The 13,219-nt window shown below is 70.6% G+C and carries 12 protein-coding genes and 1 tRNA gene; 5 read left to right on the top strand and 8 right to left on the bottom strand.

Going from position 1 to position 13,219, the window contains the following annotated elements:
* Nucleotides 1-184: 184 nt before the first annotated feature.
* Nucleotides 185-2,875, bottom strand: coding sequence for a DNA polymerase I (gene polA, locus NV263_RS08275; RefSeq protein WP_263254124.1), 2,691 nt, complete (start codon nt 2,873-2,875; stop codon nt 185-187).
* A 91-nt stretch (nt 2,876-2,966) separates the two neighbouring features.
* On the opposite strand from polA, the gene NV263_RS08270 reads away from it, so the two are divergent.
* Nucleotides 2,967-3,383 carry a PaaI family thioesterase gene (locus NV263_RS08270; RefSeq protein WP_263254122.1) on the top strand — a complete coding sequence of 139 codons (417 nt, stop codon included), beginning with the start codon at nt 2,967-2,969 and terminating at the stop codon, nt 3,381-3,383.
* 158 nt (nt 3,384-3,541) lie between these two features.
* Here the strand turns inward: NV263_RS08270 and NV263_RS08265 are convergent, their stop codons facing one another.
* Both NV263_RS08265 and NV263_RS08260 read right to left on the bottom strand, forming a co-directional pair.
* Nucleotides 3,542-4,153, bottom strand: coding sequence for an ANTAR domain-containing response regulator (locus NV263_RS08265; protein WP_263251974.1), 612 nt, complete (start codon nt 4,151-4,153; stop codon nt 3,542-3,544).
* A 133-nt stretch (nt 4,154-4,286) separates the two neighbouring features.
* The gene (locus NV263_RS08260; RefSeq protein ID WP_263251973.1) at nt 4,287-5,678 is read right to left on the bottom strand and encodes an amino acid permease; all 1,392 of its coding nucleotides are present in this window, start codon (nt 5,676-5,678) and stop codon (nt 4,287-4,289) included.
* A gap of 148 nt (nt 5,679-5,826) precedes the next feature.
* On the opposite strand from NV263_RS08260, the gene NV263_RS08255 reads away from it, so the two are divergent.
* A tRNA-Leu gene (locus NV263_RS08255) sits at nt 5,827-5,903 on the top strand.
* Nucleotides 5,904-6,099: 196 nt separating this feature from the next.
* Here the strand turns inward: NV263_RS08255 and NV263_RS08250 are convergent.
* The 4 genes from NV263_RS08250 to NV263_RS08235 form a co-directional block, all read right to left on the bottom strand.
* The gene (locus tag NV263_RS08250) at nt 6,100-6,708 is read right to left on the bottom strand and encodes a response regulator transcription factor (protein ID WP_263251972.1); all 609 of its coding nucleotides are present in this window, start codon (nt 6,706-6,708) and stop codon (nt 6,100-6,102) included.
* Nucleotides 6,705-7,799 (bottom strand): sensor histidine kinase, encoded by a 1,095-nt coding sequence (locus NV263_RS08245; RefSeq protein ID WP_263251971.1) that lies wholly within the window; start codon nt 7,797-7,799, stop codon nt 6,705-6,707. Before NV263_RS08245 ends, NV263_RS08250 begins: the two co-directional genes overlap by 4 nt.
* Nucleotides 7,800-7,847: 48 nt before the next feature.
* Nucleotides 7,848-8,270 (bottom strand): hypothetical protein, encoded by a 423-nt coding sequence (locus NV263_RS08240; RefSeq protein ID WP_263251970.1) that lies wholly within the window; start codon nt 8,268-8,270, stop codon nt 7,848-7,850.
* A gap of 118 nt (nt 8,271-8,388) precedes the next feature.
* On the bottom strand, nt 8,389-9,381 hold the full coding sequence (locus NV263_RS08235) for a polyprenyl synthetase family protein (RefSeq protein WP_263251969.1): 993 nt from the start codon (nt 9,379-9,381) through the stop codon (nt 8,389-8,391).
* Nucleotides 9,382-9,533: 152 nt separating this feature from the next.
* Between NV263_RS08235 and NV263_RS08230 the strand changes: the two genes are divergently transcribed.
* Complete coding sequence (locus tag NV263_RS08230) at nt 9,534-10,409, top strand: LysE family translocator (RefSeq protein WP_263251968.1); 876 nt, start codon at nt 9,534-9,536, stop codon at nt 10,407-10,409.
* Nucleotides 10,410-10,517: 108 nt separating this feature from the next.
* Here the strand turns inward: NV263_RS08230 and NV263_RS08225 are convergent, their stop codons facing one another.
* Entirely contained in the window at nt 10,518-11,273 is a 756-nt protein-coding gene (locus tag NV263_RS08225) for an SDR family NAD(P)-dependent oxidoreductase (RefSeq protein WP_263251967.1), read from the bottom strand.
* 157 nt (nt 11,274-11,430) lie between these two features.
* Between NV263_RS08225 and NV263_RS08220 the strand changes: the two genes are divergently transcribed.
* A complete protein-coding gene (locus NV263_RS08220) occupies nt 11,431-12,264 on the top strand; it encodes a helix-turn-helix transcriptional regulator (protein ID WP_263251966.1) in 834 nt (277 codons plus the stop codon).
* Between the two features lie 54 nt (nt 12,265-12,318).
* On the top strand, nt 12,319-13,176 hold the full coding sequence (locus tag NV263_RS08215; RefSeq protein WP_263251965.1) for a class I SAM-dependent methyltransferase: 858 nt from the start codon (nt 12,319-12,321) through the stop codon (nt 13,174-13,176).
* Nucleotides 13,177-13,219 lie beyond the last annotated feature (43 nt).

Below are 13,219 nucleotides of genomic sequence, written 5' to 3'. Positions count from 1 at the left end.
GCACGGCCCATGCGGCCTCCTGCGCGGGCCGGTAGCGCGTTGGCAGGCTAACCGGACGACCACCCGCTCGGTGCAAGCGGTCGCCGTCGACGTGACGCCCATCCAATTGCCCGGCCCGCGCCCGCGTGCGGGGAATGATCACTTCGTGACCCAGCCGCAACACGCGCGAACCACCCGGTCGCGCTCAGTGCGCAGCGGCGTCCCAGGAGTGCCCCACACCCACCGACACCTCCAGCGGCACGTCGAGCGCGTAGGCGGTGCCCATCTGCTCGCGGACCAGCTTCTCCACCTCGGCGCGCTCGCCGTCGGCGACCTCGATGATCAGCTCGTCGTGCACCTGGAGCAGCATCCGCGACCGCAGCCCCGACTCGACCAGCGCCCGGTGCACGCCCAGCATCGCGACCTTGATGATGTCGGCCGCGCTGCCCTGGATCGGCGCGTTGAGCGCCATCCGCTCGGCCATCTCGCGGCGCTGGCGGTTGTCGCTGGTGAGGTCCGGCAGGTACCGGCGGCGGCCGAGGATCGTCGAGGTGTAGCCGTCCTTGCGGGCCTGGTCGACGACCTCCCGCAGGTAGTCGCGGACCCGGCCGAAGCGGGCGAAGTACGCCTCCATCTGCTCGCGGGCCTCCTCGGTGGAGATCCGCAGCTGCTGCGCCAGCCCGTACGCCGACAGCCCGTAGGCCAGGCCGTAGGACATCGCCTTGACCCGGCGCCGCAGCTCCTGGTCCACCTCGCCGATGGGCACGCCGAACGCCCGCGACGCCACGTAGTTGTGCAGGTCCTCACCGCTGCGGAACGCCTCGATGAGGCCCTCGTCACCGGACAGGTGCGCCATGATGCGCATCTCGATCTGGCTGTAGTCGGCGGTCATCAGCTCGGCGTAACCCCCGCCGACCACGAACACCTCCCGGATCCGGCGGCCCTCCTCGGTGCGGATCGGGATGTTCTGCAGGTTCGGTTCGGTCGACGACAGCCGTCCGGTGGCCGCGATGGTCTGGTTGAACGTGGTGTGGATCCGGCCGTCGTCGGACACGGACTTGACCAGGCCGTCCACGGTGGTCTTCAACCGGGTCGCGTCGCGGTGCTCCAACAGGTGCTGCAGGAACGGGTGCTCGGTCTTCTCGAACAGCGTCTGCAACGCCTCGGCGTCGGTGGTGTAGCCGGTCTTGGTGCGCTTGGTCTTCGGCATGCCCAGCTCGTCGAACAGCACCACCTGCAGCTGCTTCGGCGAACCGAGGTTGATCTCCTTGCCGATCACGCCGTAGGCGTCCTGGGCGGCCTGCTTGACCCGAGCGGCGAAGTGCGCGCCCAGTTCGGCGAGCTGGTCGGAGTCCACCGAGATGCCCGCCGCCTCCAGTTCGCCGAGCACCACCAGCAGCGGCAGCTCCAGGTCGGTGAGCAGGGACCGGCTGTCGATGCGGTCCAGTTCGGCGTCGAGCGCGTCGGCCAGCTCGGCGACCGCCCGGGCCTTCACCAGCTCGGCGGCGGCCTCCCGCTCCTTGGCGTCGGCCTCGTCCTCCAGCAGCGACAGCTGCCCGTCCTCGCCGCCCTGCTCGGCGCGCAGTTCCCGTTGCAGGTACCGGACCACCAGGTCGGGCAGGTCGAACGAGCGCTGTCCCGGCCGCACCAGGTACGCCGCCAGCGCGGTGTCGCTGGTCAGCCCGGCCAGCGTCCAGCCGCGGTCCCGCACGGCGTGCAGCGGGCCCTTGACGTCGTGGGCGGCCTTCGGCAGCGCGGGGTCCGCCAGCCAGCCGGACAGCACCTCCTCGTCGGCGGCCGACAGCGCGGCGACGTCCACGAACGCCCCCTCGCCGTCCGCCGTGGCCAGGGCGATGCCGTGCAGGTCGCCGGCGCCCCGCGCCCACTTGCCGGTGAACGCCAGGCCGACGCGGCGGCCGTCCCGGGCGTGCTTGTCCAGCCACGCGGCGAGCTTGCCCGGCTGCACGACGCCGCCGGAGATCTCGAAGCCCTCCTCGACCTCCGGCTCGGCGGTGGACAGCGTGGCGAACAGCCGGTCGCGCAGCACCCGGAACTCCAGGTCGTCGAACAGCCGGTGCACCGCGTCCCGGTCCCACTGCCGCAGCGCCAGCTCGTCCGGGGTGGCCTCCAGCGGCACGTCCCGCACCAGCTCGGTGAGCTGCCGGTTGAGCAGCACCGAGGACAGCCGTTCGCGCAGCGCGTCCCCGGCCTTGCCCTTCACCTCGTCGACGCGGTCGACCAGCTCGGCCAGCGACCCGAACTGCTGGATCCACTTGGTGACGGTCTTCTCGCCGACACCCGGGATCTTCGGCAGGTTGTCCGACGGGTCGCCGCGCAGCGCCGCGAAGTCCGGGTACTGCTGCGGCGTCAGGCCGTACTTGTCCTCCACCGCCTGCGGGGTGAACCGGGTCAGCTCGGAGACGCCCTTCGTCGGGTACAGCACCGTGACGTCGTCGGTGACCAGCTGCAACGCGTCCCGGTCGCCGGTGCAGATGGAGACCCGGAAGCCCTGCGCGGTGGCCTGCGTGGTGAGCGTGGCGATGACGTCGTCGGCCTCGTAGTTCTCCTTGCTGAGCACCGGGATGCTCAGCGCGCCGAGGACCTCCTGGATCAGGCTGACCTGGCCCCGGAACTCGTCCGGGGTGGCGCTGCGGGTCGCCTTGTACTCGGCGTAGGTCTCACTGCGGAAGGTCTTGCGGGACACGTCGAAGGCGACCGCGAGGTGCGTGGGCTGCTCGTCGCGGAGCAGGTTGATCAGCATCGAGGTGAAGCCGTAGACCGCGTTGGTGTGCTGCCCGGTGCCGGTCTGGAAGTTCTCCTTCGGCAGGGCGTAGAAGGCGCGGTAGGCCATCGAGTGGCCGTCGATGAGCAGCAGGCGTCGGTCCTCGGAATCCATCACGGCGGCGAGTCTAGGCTTTGCTCCTGACACCCGGTCAGCGGAGGCGAAGGAGGGGCCAGCGGTGCCCGACAACCCCGGCACGACAGCCATGACCAGCGAAGACGATCTCAACCGCGTCTTGACCGCAACCGAGGAGCAGCTCACCGAACGCCTCGGCATCAAGCTCACCGAGTGGAGCCCCGATCGAGTGGTCGGGACCATGCCGGTGGCCGGCAACCGCCAGCCCTACGGCCTGCTGCACGGCGGTGCGAACGCGGCGCTGGCCGAGACCGTGGGTTCGATCGCGGCGGCCCTGCACGCCGGGGCCGACCGGGTCGCTCTCGGCCTGGAGCTGTCGTGCACCCACCACCGCGCGGCCACCGAGGGCATCGTCACGGCCGAGGCCACGCCCCTGCACCGCGGCCGGGCCACCGCGACCTACGAGATCACCATCACCGACGAGCAGGGCAGGCGCACCTGCTCGGCGCACCTGACCTGCGTGCTCCGCGACAAGCCACCGGCCTGAGCAGAACAGAGGGCATACATCAGGCGGGGCGCCCGGAGCCGATGTGACTGCGGCGCGTCAGCGCCTCCGTGGGGGGTGGTGGTCGGGTGACGGGCGGGCCGCTGAGGTTCCGCCACCGGCACCGCCACCCAAAAAGAGTTCGAAGACAGGCTCTCAGCTCAGGAGAGGTTGTCGAGCACTGCCTGGGCCACCGCCTTCATCGTGGTGCGGCGGTCCATGGCGGTGCGCTGCAACCAGCGGAACGACTCGGGCTCCGACATGTTGTGCTTGGTCATCAGCAGGCCCTTGGCCCGCTCGATGGCCTTGCGGGCCTCCAACCGCTCGTTGAGGTCGGCGACCTCCGCCTCCAGGGCCTGGACCTCGGTGAACCGGGAGACGGCCAGCTCGATCGCGGGCACCAGGTCGCGCTTGGCGAACGGCTTGACCAGGTAGGCCATCGCACCCGCGTCCCGCGCCCGCTCCACCAGGTCCCGCTGGCTGAACGCGGTCAGGATCACCACCGGCGCGATCCGCTCGCCCGCGATGTTGGACGCCGCCTCGATACCGTCCATCTTCGGCATCTTGATGTCCAGGATCACCAGGTCGGGCCGCAGTTCCTCGGCGAGCCGGACGGCCTCCTGCCCGTCACCGGCCTCGCCGACGACCTGGTAGCCCTCTTCGCGGAGCATCTCCACCAGATCGAGCCTGATCAACGCCTCGTCCTCGGCCACGAGTACGCGACGTTCGACGGGCTTTGCCTCGCGTGGGTCCTCGGCAGCCGGCGTGGTCACCGGATCCTCCTGGTCGTATCGGTTCCGCCGGTGCGGTTGTCGCACCGGAAAGTGCAGCTTACCGGTCGTGGCCTTCCCCTGACGCGCAGCGGCGGCGTGACCATGACCTCATCGATCCACCACGAGCAGTTGATCACACCCCGCGTCGGCGGGGCCGCACGAGTCCAACGTAGACGAGCAGGATCGCGGCCAGGCTCACCAGGCTGAGCACCAGCTGCGACCTGCTGTCCTCGATGGCCGCCATGGTGACCAGCACGGCGAGTATGACGACCAGCGTCGCCCACGTCAGGTAGGGGAACAACCACATCCGCAACTTCAGCCGCTCCGGCGCCTCCCGCTCCAGCCGACGCCGCATCCGCAGCTGCGACAGCGCGATCATCGCGTAGACGAACAACGCCACCGCCCCGGCCGAGTTGACGATGAAGTAGAAGACCGTGTTCGGAGCCACGTAGCTCATCGCCACCGCGACGTAGCCGACGAGGGTGGAGATCAGGATCGCCTTCCACGGCACGCCCCGGGCGTTGACGTCCCGGATCCACCCGGGCGCGAAACCCCGCCCGTGCAACGCGAAAAGCATCCGGGAAGCGGTGTAGAGCCCGGAGTTGAGCACCGACAGCGCGGCGGTGAACACGACCGCGTTGACCACCAGCTCGGCCCCCGGCAGCCCGAACCGCGCGAACGCCGCGGCGAACGGACTGGTGTCGCTGGGGATCTGCCGCCAGGGCGTGATCATCACCAGCAGGGCCACCGAGCCGACGTAGAACATCAGCACCCGCCACACCACCGCCCGGGTGGCCTTGGCGACCGACCGCGACGGCTCGTCGGACTCGGCGGAGACGATCGTGACGATCTCCGTGCCGAAGTACGAGAAGACGACGATGACCACGCCGTGCACCACCGCGAACCCGCCGTTCGCGAAGAACCCGTCCAGCCCGATGTTGCCGACCGACAGGTGCGCCCCCGGCCACCACCCGAGCACGAACAGCACGCCGCACACCAGGAACGCGACGATGGTGAACACCTTGATCGAGGCCAACCAGAACTCGGTCTCCCCGAACGACCGCACCGACACCAGGTTCGTAGCGGTGAGCAACAGCATCAACAGCAGCGAGAACACCCACTGCGGCACCGCGGGCAACAGCGGGTGCAGCAACTTCGCCCCGGCCACGGCCTCGAACGCGACGACGCCCACCCAGAAGTACCAGTACAGCCAGCCGATCGTGAACCCGGCCCAGTCCCCCAGCGAACTCCGCGCGTACTCCATGAACGACCCGAGCGTCGGCTCCGCGCTCGCCATCTCCCCGAGCATCCGCATCACGAGCACGACGACCAGCCCACCCAGCGCGTACGACAGCACCGCCGCGGGCCCGACGGTGGCGATCACCGCCCCGCTGCCGATGAACAGACTCGCCCCGATGATCCCGCCCAACGCGATCATCTGCAGGTGCCGGTTCTTCAGACTCCGCCGCAACCCGGCCGCCGCGGCATCCCCGTCCCGCTCCTCGACCCCGGCACCATCGACCATCACGACCTCCGGCACTCGTCCGACCACGCCCGAAGTCCCGCGAACCTAACCCGCCGCGATCACGACGACCAGCCCCTCGCCCGGAACGCCCACGAGGAGCCCCTGACCGCCGAGGTTGATCAGCGGTCGCGTATGCTGACACGCACCAGCCCCCGTAGCCCAATCGGCAGAGGCAGCGGACTCAAAATCCGTCCAGTGTGCGTTCGAGTCGCACCGGGGGCACCAGCAGCGGTCACACCAGCCTTGGGCTGCGGATTCCTTCGCTCGTCAGGTTCTTCCACATCGCTGAGCCGTTCACCGGCCGCGGCGAGCACGGCCAACTCCGCGAGGGTGGCACGGCCGAGCAAGCCGAGACCGCGGCGTTCGGGCCTGTCCAGCCGACCTGGACTGACTGGCCCAGGTGCGACGCGGGGAGAGGTGGTTACAGCCAGCCGCGCTCGTCGGCCACTCGCACGGCCTCCATCCGGTTGCGGGTGCCGGTCTTGGTGGTGGCCCCGGACAGGTAGTTCCGCACGGTGCCCTCGGCGAGGTACAGCCGAGCCGCGATCTCGGCTACGGTGGCGCCGGAGCGAGCCGCGATGAGCACGTCGCGTTCGCGGGCGGTGAGCGGTGACTCACCTGCCGCCAGCGTGGCCGCGGCCAGCGCCGGATCCACCACCCGCTCGCCGGCGATCACCCGCCGGATTGCGTCGGCGAGCGCGTCAGCCGGGGCGTCCTTCACGACGAACCCGACGGCGCCTGCCTCCATGGCTCGGCGTAGGTAACCGGTGCGGCCGAAGGTGGTCAGGATGACCACGCGGCAGTCGGGCACCTGTGCGGTGAGCACGGCGGCCGCCGCGAGGCCGTCCAGCCCGGGCATGTCGATGTCCAGCAGCGCGACGTCCGGGCGGTGCTCCAGCGCCGCGGTCGTCACCTCGTCGCCGCGGCCGACCGAGGCCACCACCTCGAAGTCCGGTTCGAGGTCGAGCAGTGCGCGCAGTGCCTGGCGGACCAGCTCTTGGTCGTCGGCGAGCAGCAGCCGGATCGTCATGCCGACACCTCCACCCGCAGTGACCACCCGCGGGGTTGCGCCGGGCCAGCGGTCAGCGCTCCACCGGCCGCGGTCACCCTGGCGCGCAGACCGTCCAGCCCGGACCCCGCGCCTGCAGGGCCGCCGACCCCGTCGTCGCGCACCTCCACGGAGGACGCGGTGAGCTCCACCGTGCACCGGCTGGCCCGCGCGTGCCGCACCACGTTCGTCAACCCTTCCCGGACGACCCAGGCGAACAGTTCCTGCCGTTCCTCCGGCACCCCGTCGCAGGCGGTGGGCAGGTCGGCGACGACCCCCGCCGCCCGCAGCAGCTCCCGGCCACGGGCGAGCTCGCCGGCGAGCGTGACGTCCCGGTACCCGGACACCGCAGCCCGCACGTCGGCCAGCGCATGACGGGACAGTTGCTCCACCGATTCCATCTCGGCCAGCGCCGCGGGAGGTGCGCCGACGGCCAGCTTCCGGGCCAGGCTGCTCTTCATGGTGATGGCGGTGAGCGAGTGGCCCAGCAGGTCGTGCAGATCGCGGGCGATCCGATTGCGTTCGGCCTCGGTGGCCAGCCTGGCCACCTCAGCCCTGGCCTCGCGCAGCTGCTGGTTCGCCGTGGCGGTGCGGCTGAAGGCGTGGACCAACAGCGCGGTGAACACCACGGCCACCGCGTAGTACCAGCTCGCGTCGGTGCTCCAACCAGGCACCACCATCGGCACGACTACGCACGCTGCGGCACCCAGAACCACGAGAGCCGACGCCGTTCGGTCGTCGGCGCGCGCCGCTGCCGACGGCACGACCAGCGCGGCGAGGATCAGCACGTTCTCGCGGGCCAGCGGCGCGACCAGCACGGCCAGCACCGTCAGCACCGCCAGCAGCCACCAGTAGACCCGCCACGCCGATCGCATCGAGGCCACCACGATGGCCAGGTAGCAAGCGGAGATGGCCACCAACAGCAGGTAGCAGACGACGAGGCCGGCGCCGCGCGTGTACTGGTCGACGCCTGCGGCCGCGAGGAACGGGTAGCAGAGCATGCCCAGCGAGAGCAGCAGCCGACGCCGCTCGTCCAGGCCGCGCAGTTCCGCGGACTCCCCCTCGCCAGCCACGTCGGCGACCGTACCGCTGCGCGAGCGGGGCCTGTGCGGACGTTGTGATCACCGGGCCGCGAAGGTGGCGCGCACGGTCCGTGCGAAGGTCAGCAGGACGACGGTGATCAGCAGCGCACCGCACACCCCGTTCGCGATCTTGAACCAGACCGGGAAGGAGCCGGGGACGGACTCGATCACGATGATCGCCACCACCTGGGCCAGCGCGATGATCTGGAGCCTGCGGTAGCTGCTCCGCGAGCCCTTGGCCATCGACACACCGATCGCGAAGGTGATCAGCGAAGCGACGGCGATGATCGAGCCGCGGATCCACACCGCATCGGTGACGATGTCGGGATTACCGCTGAACACCACGATCGCCAGTAGCGTGAGCACGCTCACTGCCGCATAGCCACCGAGCAGAACCCGGGCGAGGTGCAGCTTCTCGCGGGCGTCCGGGTCGGTCACGGTCGGGCTCATCTGCTTCGCCATGCCCTCAATCCTGATCGGCGGGCGTTCCCGCTGGTAGCGACGTTGTCCACCGCCTCGTCGTGACAACTGTCAGGAACCGGACATCCGGCGGGCCACACGCCGTTCCTCCGCGGCTGCGCTAGGAGCTGGTCGTCGCCAGCGGCGCCGTCGGATCGTGCGCCGCGGCGTCGACGCGGGTGCGGAGGGCGTCGACGAAGAGCGGGTCGCCGTCGAGGTCGTCGAGGATCGCGTGCGCCTCGATGCGCAGCTCTTCGATGTGCTCGTGCACGAGTTCCCGCCGGTCGAGCAGTTGTCGTCGGAGGTCCTGGCGTGCGGCCAGGTCGTGCCGGGCGCGCCGCAGTTGGGCGAGGAGGTCCTGCCGGTGCGGTTCGGACGCGCTGTCGAGCAGGCGGGCGAGCAGGTAGGTCGCCGTGCCGTTCTTGAGGTCCTCGGCGGGTCCGTCGGCGACGTCCTCGGCGTCGTTGCGGATCTGGGCGAGCAGGCCGAGGGTGGTGCCGAACCGCCGCCAGCTCCGGATCCGGTCGTCGTCGCACCCGGCCAGCCGGGCCGACATGCCCGCGGCCATCCGGTAGGCGGACCCGCTCTTGTCCCGGTAGGTGGCCAGCACGGCGTCGCAGTCGACGGTGCCCGCCTCGTGGACCAGGTCCCGGATCTGGCCGTTGTGGGCAGCGGTCCAGCCGTCCATGAAGTCCGCGAGCAGCGCCGAGCGCATCGACTGCGGGACCCCGAGCCCGGTCAGCAACCGCAGCGGCAGGACGTAGCCGCAGTCCAGCGCGGCCAGCAGCATCGCGCCGGTGGGTGCCCCGTAGAGGGTGCCCACGGCGTCGCCGTCGGCGGTGTCGTCGAGGGCGTTGGCCGCGCGCCACCACAGCGCGTGCACCGCCGCGATGGGCACGGCCGGTGCCGGGTCCCCGGTCTCGGCGGCGTGCACGAGCAGCGGGAGGGAGCACTCGTTGCGCTCGCGCCTGCCCTCGTCGACGCCCGCTCGGATCAGGGCGTGCAGCTCGGCGTAGCTGTCGCGGTAGTCGCCGAGGAGTTCGTCCACAGTGCACCGGACGCTGGGGAACAGGTTCTGCACGACGCGCTCGGCTGGTGCCTCGGTAGCGTTCACACGGACCTCCTGCTGGTGGCCCTGACGAGTTCAGTCGAAACGCCTGACACGAGTCGGCGGCAGCTGCGGTGAAATTCGCTGGCGCTGCCTGCCGGGAGTTCAGGATCGCTCGGAATGCCGTCATCACTGGGGCCGTCGTTGGGTTCCGGTTCATGATCGCACAGGGATTTTTTCCTGTTCTACACCTGAATGAGTTAGATTTCAGCAATGCCGCGCACCGGTTCCACAGCGACGGGTTCACGGGCAAGCCGACACGTCCTGCTCCACCGCATCGAGTGAAAACAGCGCACTTTTCCGCCCTTTTTTGCCATTGTGCTCCGGCGCACTACTACCGTGTTTTCCGCGCGGATGAGGACATCTCGCCAGTCTTGCTACCGATGTGGAATGGCCTTGGCATGCCGATCGACCAGCACCTTCTCCTCGCGTTCGTCGTGACGACGTTTCTCGCCATGATCAGCCCCGGACCGGACATGCTTTTCGTGTTGGGGTGCGGAATGCGAGGCGGACCGCGCGCGGGCCTGCTCGCCACGGCCGGGGTGGCGACCAGCGAGGTCCTGCACATCACCGTGGCGGCCGCGGGGCTGTCCGCGCTCTTCGCGACGGTGCCGGCCGCGGTCGTGGTGGTGCGCGTGCTCGGCGCCGCGTACCTGGTCTACCTCGGGGTGCGGATCATCCGGAACCGCAAGGCGGGGCAGCCCGCGGTGGAGAACGTCGACACGGCGGTGTCGCCGCGCCGGGCGTACCTGGCGGGATTGTGGACGAACCTGCTGAATCCGAAGATGGTCACCTTCTCGATCGCTTTCCTCCCCCAGTTCGTCAACGCCGAACTGGGCCATCTGTGGGTGCAGTTCACCGTGCTCGGAACAATCGTGGTCACATTGGAATTCCTGGTGGACGGAACGGTCAGCGTGATCGGAGGTCGCGCCGGAAACTGGTTGCGCCGGCGCGAGTCCGTTCGTCGCCGATTCGACGCCGCGACGGGCGGCGCGTTCATCGCCCTCGGGGTGGGGCTCATCGCCGTGCGCTGATTCGCCGCACCGTTTTTCGAAGAACACGTTCGTGCGGTGAATTCCGGTCGGCTGTCGTCGTCCGCGGATTCGCCCCACCGAGAATTCCGCCGCGCACGCGCCGTCCGGTCAGTGCGCGGTGAGGCCGCCGTCGACGACGAGTTCGGTCCCGGTGACGAACGAGGATTCGTCGCTCGCCAGGAAGAGCACGGCGGGCGCGATCTCGGCCGGACCGGCCGCGCGGCGCATCGGGGTGCGCACGATGTCGGGTTGCTGGTCGCCCTGCTCGTCGAGCAGGTCCTGGATCATCGGGGTGGCGACGACGCCGGGGTGCACCGAGTTGACCCGCACGCCCCGGGTGGCGTACTCGACGGCGGCGGTCTTGGTCAGCAGGCGCACCGCGCCCTTGGACGCCTGGTACGCGGCGGCGGCACCGCTGCCGACCAGGCCGAGCACCGACGACGTGTTGATCACCGAGGCGCTGCCGGAGGCGCGCAGCAGCGGCATGGCCGCCTTCATGCCGAGCCAGGTGCCGGTCTGGTTGACCGCGATCACCCGCTCCCAGGCGTCCTGCTCGGTGCCCTCGATGCCGGGCCAGTCCACGACACCGGCGATGTTGACCAGCACGTCGAGGCGGCCGAAGCGGTGCCGGGTCAGCTCGACGACCTCGCTCCAGTTCTCCGCCGAGGAGACGTCCAGGCGGGCGGCCAGCACCTCGGCGTCCTCGGTCGCCAGGTCCGCGGCGAGCTGCTGGACGGCCTGCTGGTCGATGTCGGTGACGACCAGGCGGGCACCTTCGCGGGCGAACAGGTCCGCGGTGGCGCGTCCGATGCCGCCGGTCGCGCCGGTGATCAGCGCGACCTTGCCGGTGAGTCGTCCAGGCATGGTTCGTTGCCCCTCTCGTCGGGATCAGGCTGCGGTGCGGACGCTTCTCGTCCTGCACCGACGAGTCTCAGCGGCGAGCGGGAGTCCTGGTAGGACGCGCGGTGACCGGGTGCGGCGCACCCACCCGACCGCGCGGACGGCGACCTAGCCTGGTGCCATGGGCAGTGGTGAGCTGGGTGAGTTCCTGCGGGCACGCCGTGCGCAACGGACTCCCGAGGACGCGGGCGTGACCTATTCCGGTCGGCGGAAGGTGGCCGGGCTGCGGCGCGAGGAGGTCGCGGTGCTCGCCGGGATGAACGCCGACTACTACACCCGCCTGGAACAGGGTCGCGAGACCAACCCGTCCCCGCAGGTGCTCGACGCCCTGTGCCGCGCTCTGGACCTCGACTCGGACGCCCGCGAACACCTGCACCGGCTGGCCGGGACCGCGCCGGAAGACCCGCCCGCGCCGGTGCCGCAGGCGGTGAGCCCGCAGCTGCGGCAGCTGATGGACGGCTACCCGCACACCCCGGCCTTCGTGCTCAACCGCGTCCTGGACGTGCTGGCCACCAACGCCCTGGCCGACGCGCTGTTCGCACCGTTCCGCGCGGTGGACAACCTCGCCCGGATGACCTTCCTCGACCCCGCCGCGCGGCGGTTCTTCGCGCGCTGGAACTGGACGGCACAAGCCACTGTGGCCAATCTCCGGACGGCCGTGGGCTTCGACCCGCACGACCCGGGACTGCGGCAGCTGCTGGCCGAACTCGACGAAGGCAGCGAGCAGTTCCGCGCGCTGTGGGAAACCCACCAGGTCCGCGGCAAGACCCGCGAGCCCAAGCACCTCGTCCACCCCGACGTCGGCCCGCTCACCCTCACCTACCAGGCGTTCGACGTGCGCGGCGCCCCCGGGCAACAGCTGATCATCTACCACGCCGAGCCCGGCAGCCCCAGCGCCGAGGCCCTCGGCCTGCTCAGCAGCCTGCACGCGCACCGCGAGCAGGCGGTGCGGTGATCACGCTCTAGGGTGTGCTCCTGCCGCGCAGGAACGAGGAACGGGACGGACCCGATGAACGAGAGCACCGCGATGCACGTCGACGCCGCGAACGCCGAGCAGCTGCGCGCCTGGGACGGTGACCAGGGCGCCTTCTGGGCGGAGCGGGCCGAGCGGTTCGACGAGGGCGTCGCCCGGTACCACGAGCACCTGCTCGCCGCCGCCGCGGTCGAACCGGCGGAGCACGTCCTCGACATCGGGTGCGGCAGCGGGAAGACGACCCGGGACGCCGCGCGGCGCGCGAGCGGCGGAACGGCCCTCGGTGTGGACCTGTCCTCGCGCATGATCGAGCTCGCCCGCGAGCACGCCGAACGCGAAAACCTGGCGAACGCGCACTTCCTGCAGGCCGACGCGCAGGTCCACGCCTTCGGCGACGAGCGCTTCGACCTCGCCGTCAGCAGGCACGGCGCGATGTTCTTCGGCGATCCCCTGGCGGCGTTCGGCAACATCGGGCGCGCCGTCCGCCCGGGCGGCCGCCTCGTCCTGCTGACCTGGCAGCCGCTCGACCGCAACGAGTTCATCAGCGCCTTCCGCACCGCGCTGGCGGCCGGTCGCGACCTGTCGACACCACCGCCGGACGCGCCGAGCCCGTTCTCGCTGAGCGACCCCGACCGGGTGCGGAACCTGTTGACCTCGGCCGGTTTCACCGACGTGCGGCTGCGGGGGCTCACCGAGCCGATGTACTTCGGACGCGACGTCGACGACGCCTTCCGGTTCGTGTCCGAGCAGTTCGCCGGCATGGTCCAGGACCTGGACGCCGACACCCGGGCCCGCGCGCTCGACGCCCTGCGCGCCAGCCTCGCCGACCACCGCACCGACCGGGGTGTGCTGTACGACTCGGCGGCGTGGCTGGTCGAAGCGACCCGTCGCTGACTTCCCGACCGTGGTCCGCGGGCATCACCAGGGCCCACCGGCT

The sequence above is a fragment of the Saccharopolyspora rosea genome (genome assembly GCF_025643595.1).
Classification (GTDB): domain Bacteria; phylum Actinomycetota; class Actinomycetes; order Mycobacteriales; family Pseudonocardiaceae; genus Saccharopolyspora; species Saccharopolyspora rosea.
This window is presented reverse-complemented; position numbering and strand designations above follow the sequence as displayed.

Coding starts and splice junctions, on each gene's coding strand:
- polA (WP_263254124.1), bottom strand. CDS start 2,875: ATGGATTCCGAGGACCGACGCCTGCTGCTCATCGACGGCCACTCGATG.
- NV263_RS08270 (WP_263254122.1), top strand. CDS start 2,967: ATGACCAGCGAAGACGATCTCAACCGCGTCTTGACCGCAACCGAGGAG.
- NV263_RS08260 (WP_263251973.1), bottom strand. CDS start 5,678: ATGGTCGATGGTGCCGGGGTCGAGGAGCGGGACGGGGATGCCGCGGCG.
- NV263_RS08250 (WP_263251972.1), bottom strand. CDS start 6,708: ATGACGATCCGGCTGCTGCTCGCCGACGACCAAGAGCTGGTCCGCCAG.
- NV263_RS08240 (WP_263251970.1), bottom strand. CDS start 8,270: ATGGCGAAGCAGATGAGCCCGACCGTGACCGACCCGGACGCCCGCGAG.
- NV263_RS08230 (WP_263251968.1), top strand. CDS start 9,534: ATGATCGCACAGGGATTTTTTCCTGTTCTACACCTGAATGAGTTAGAT.
- NV263_RS08225 (WP_263251967.1), bottom strand. CDS start 11,273: ATGCCTGGACGACTCACCGGCAAGGTCGCGCTGATCACCGGCGCGACC.
- NV263_RS08220 (WP_263251966.1), top strand. CDS start 11,431: ATGGGCAGTGGTGAGCTGGGTGAGTTCCTGCGGGCACGCCGTGCGCAA.
- NV263_RS08215 (WP_263251965.1), top strand. CDS start 12,319: ATGAACGAGAGCACCGCGATGCACGTCGACGCCGCGAACGCCGAGCAG.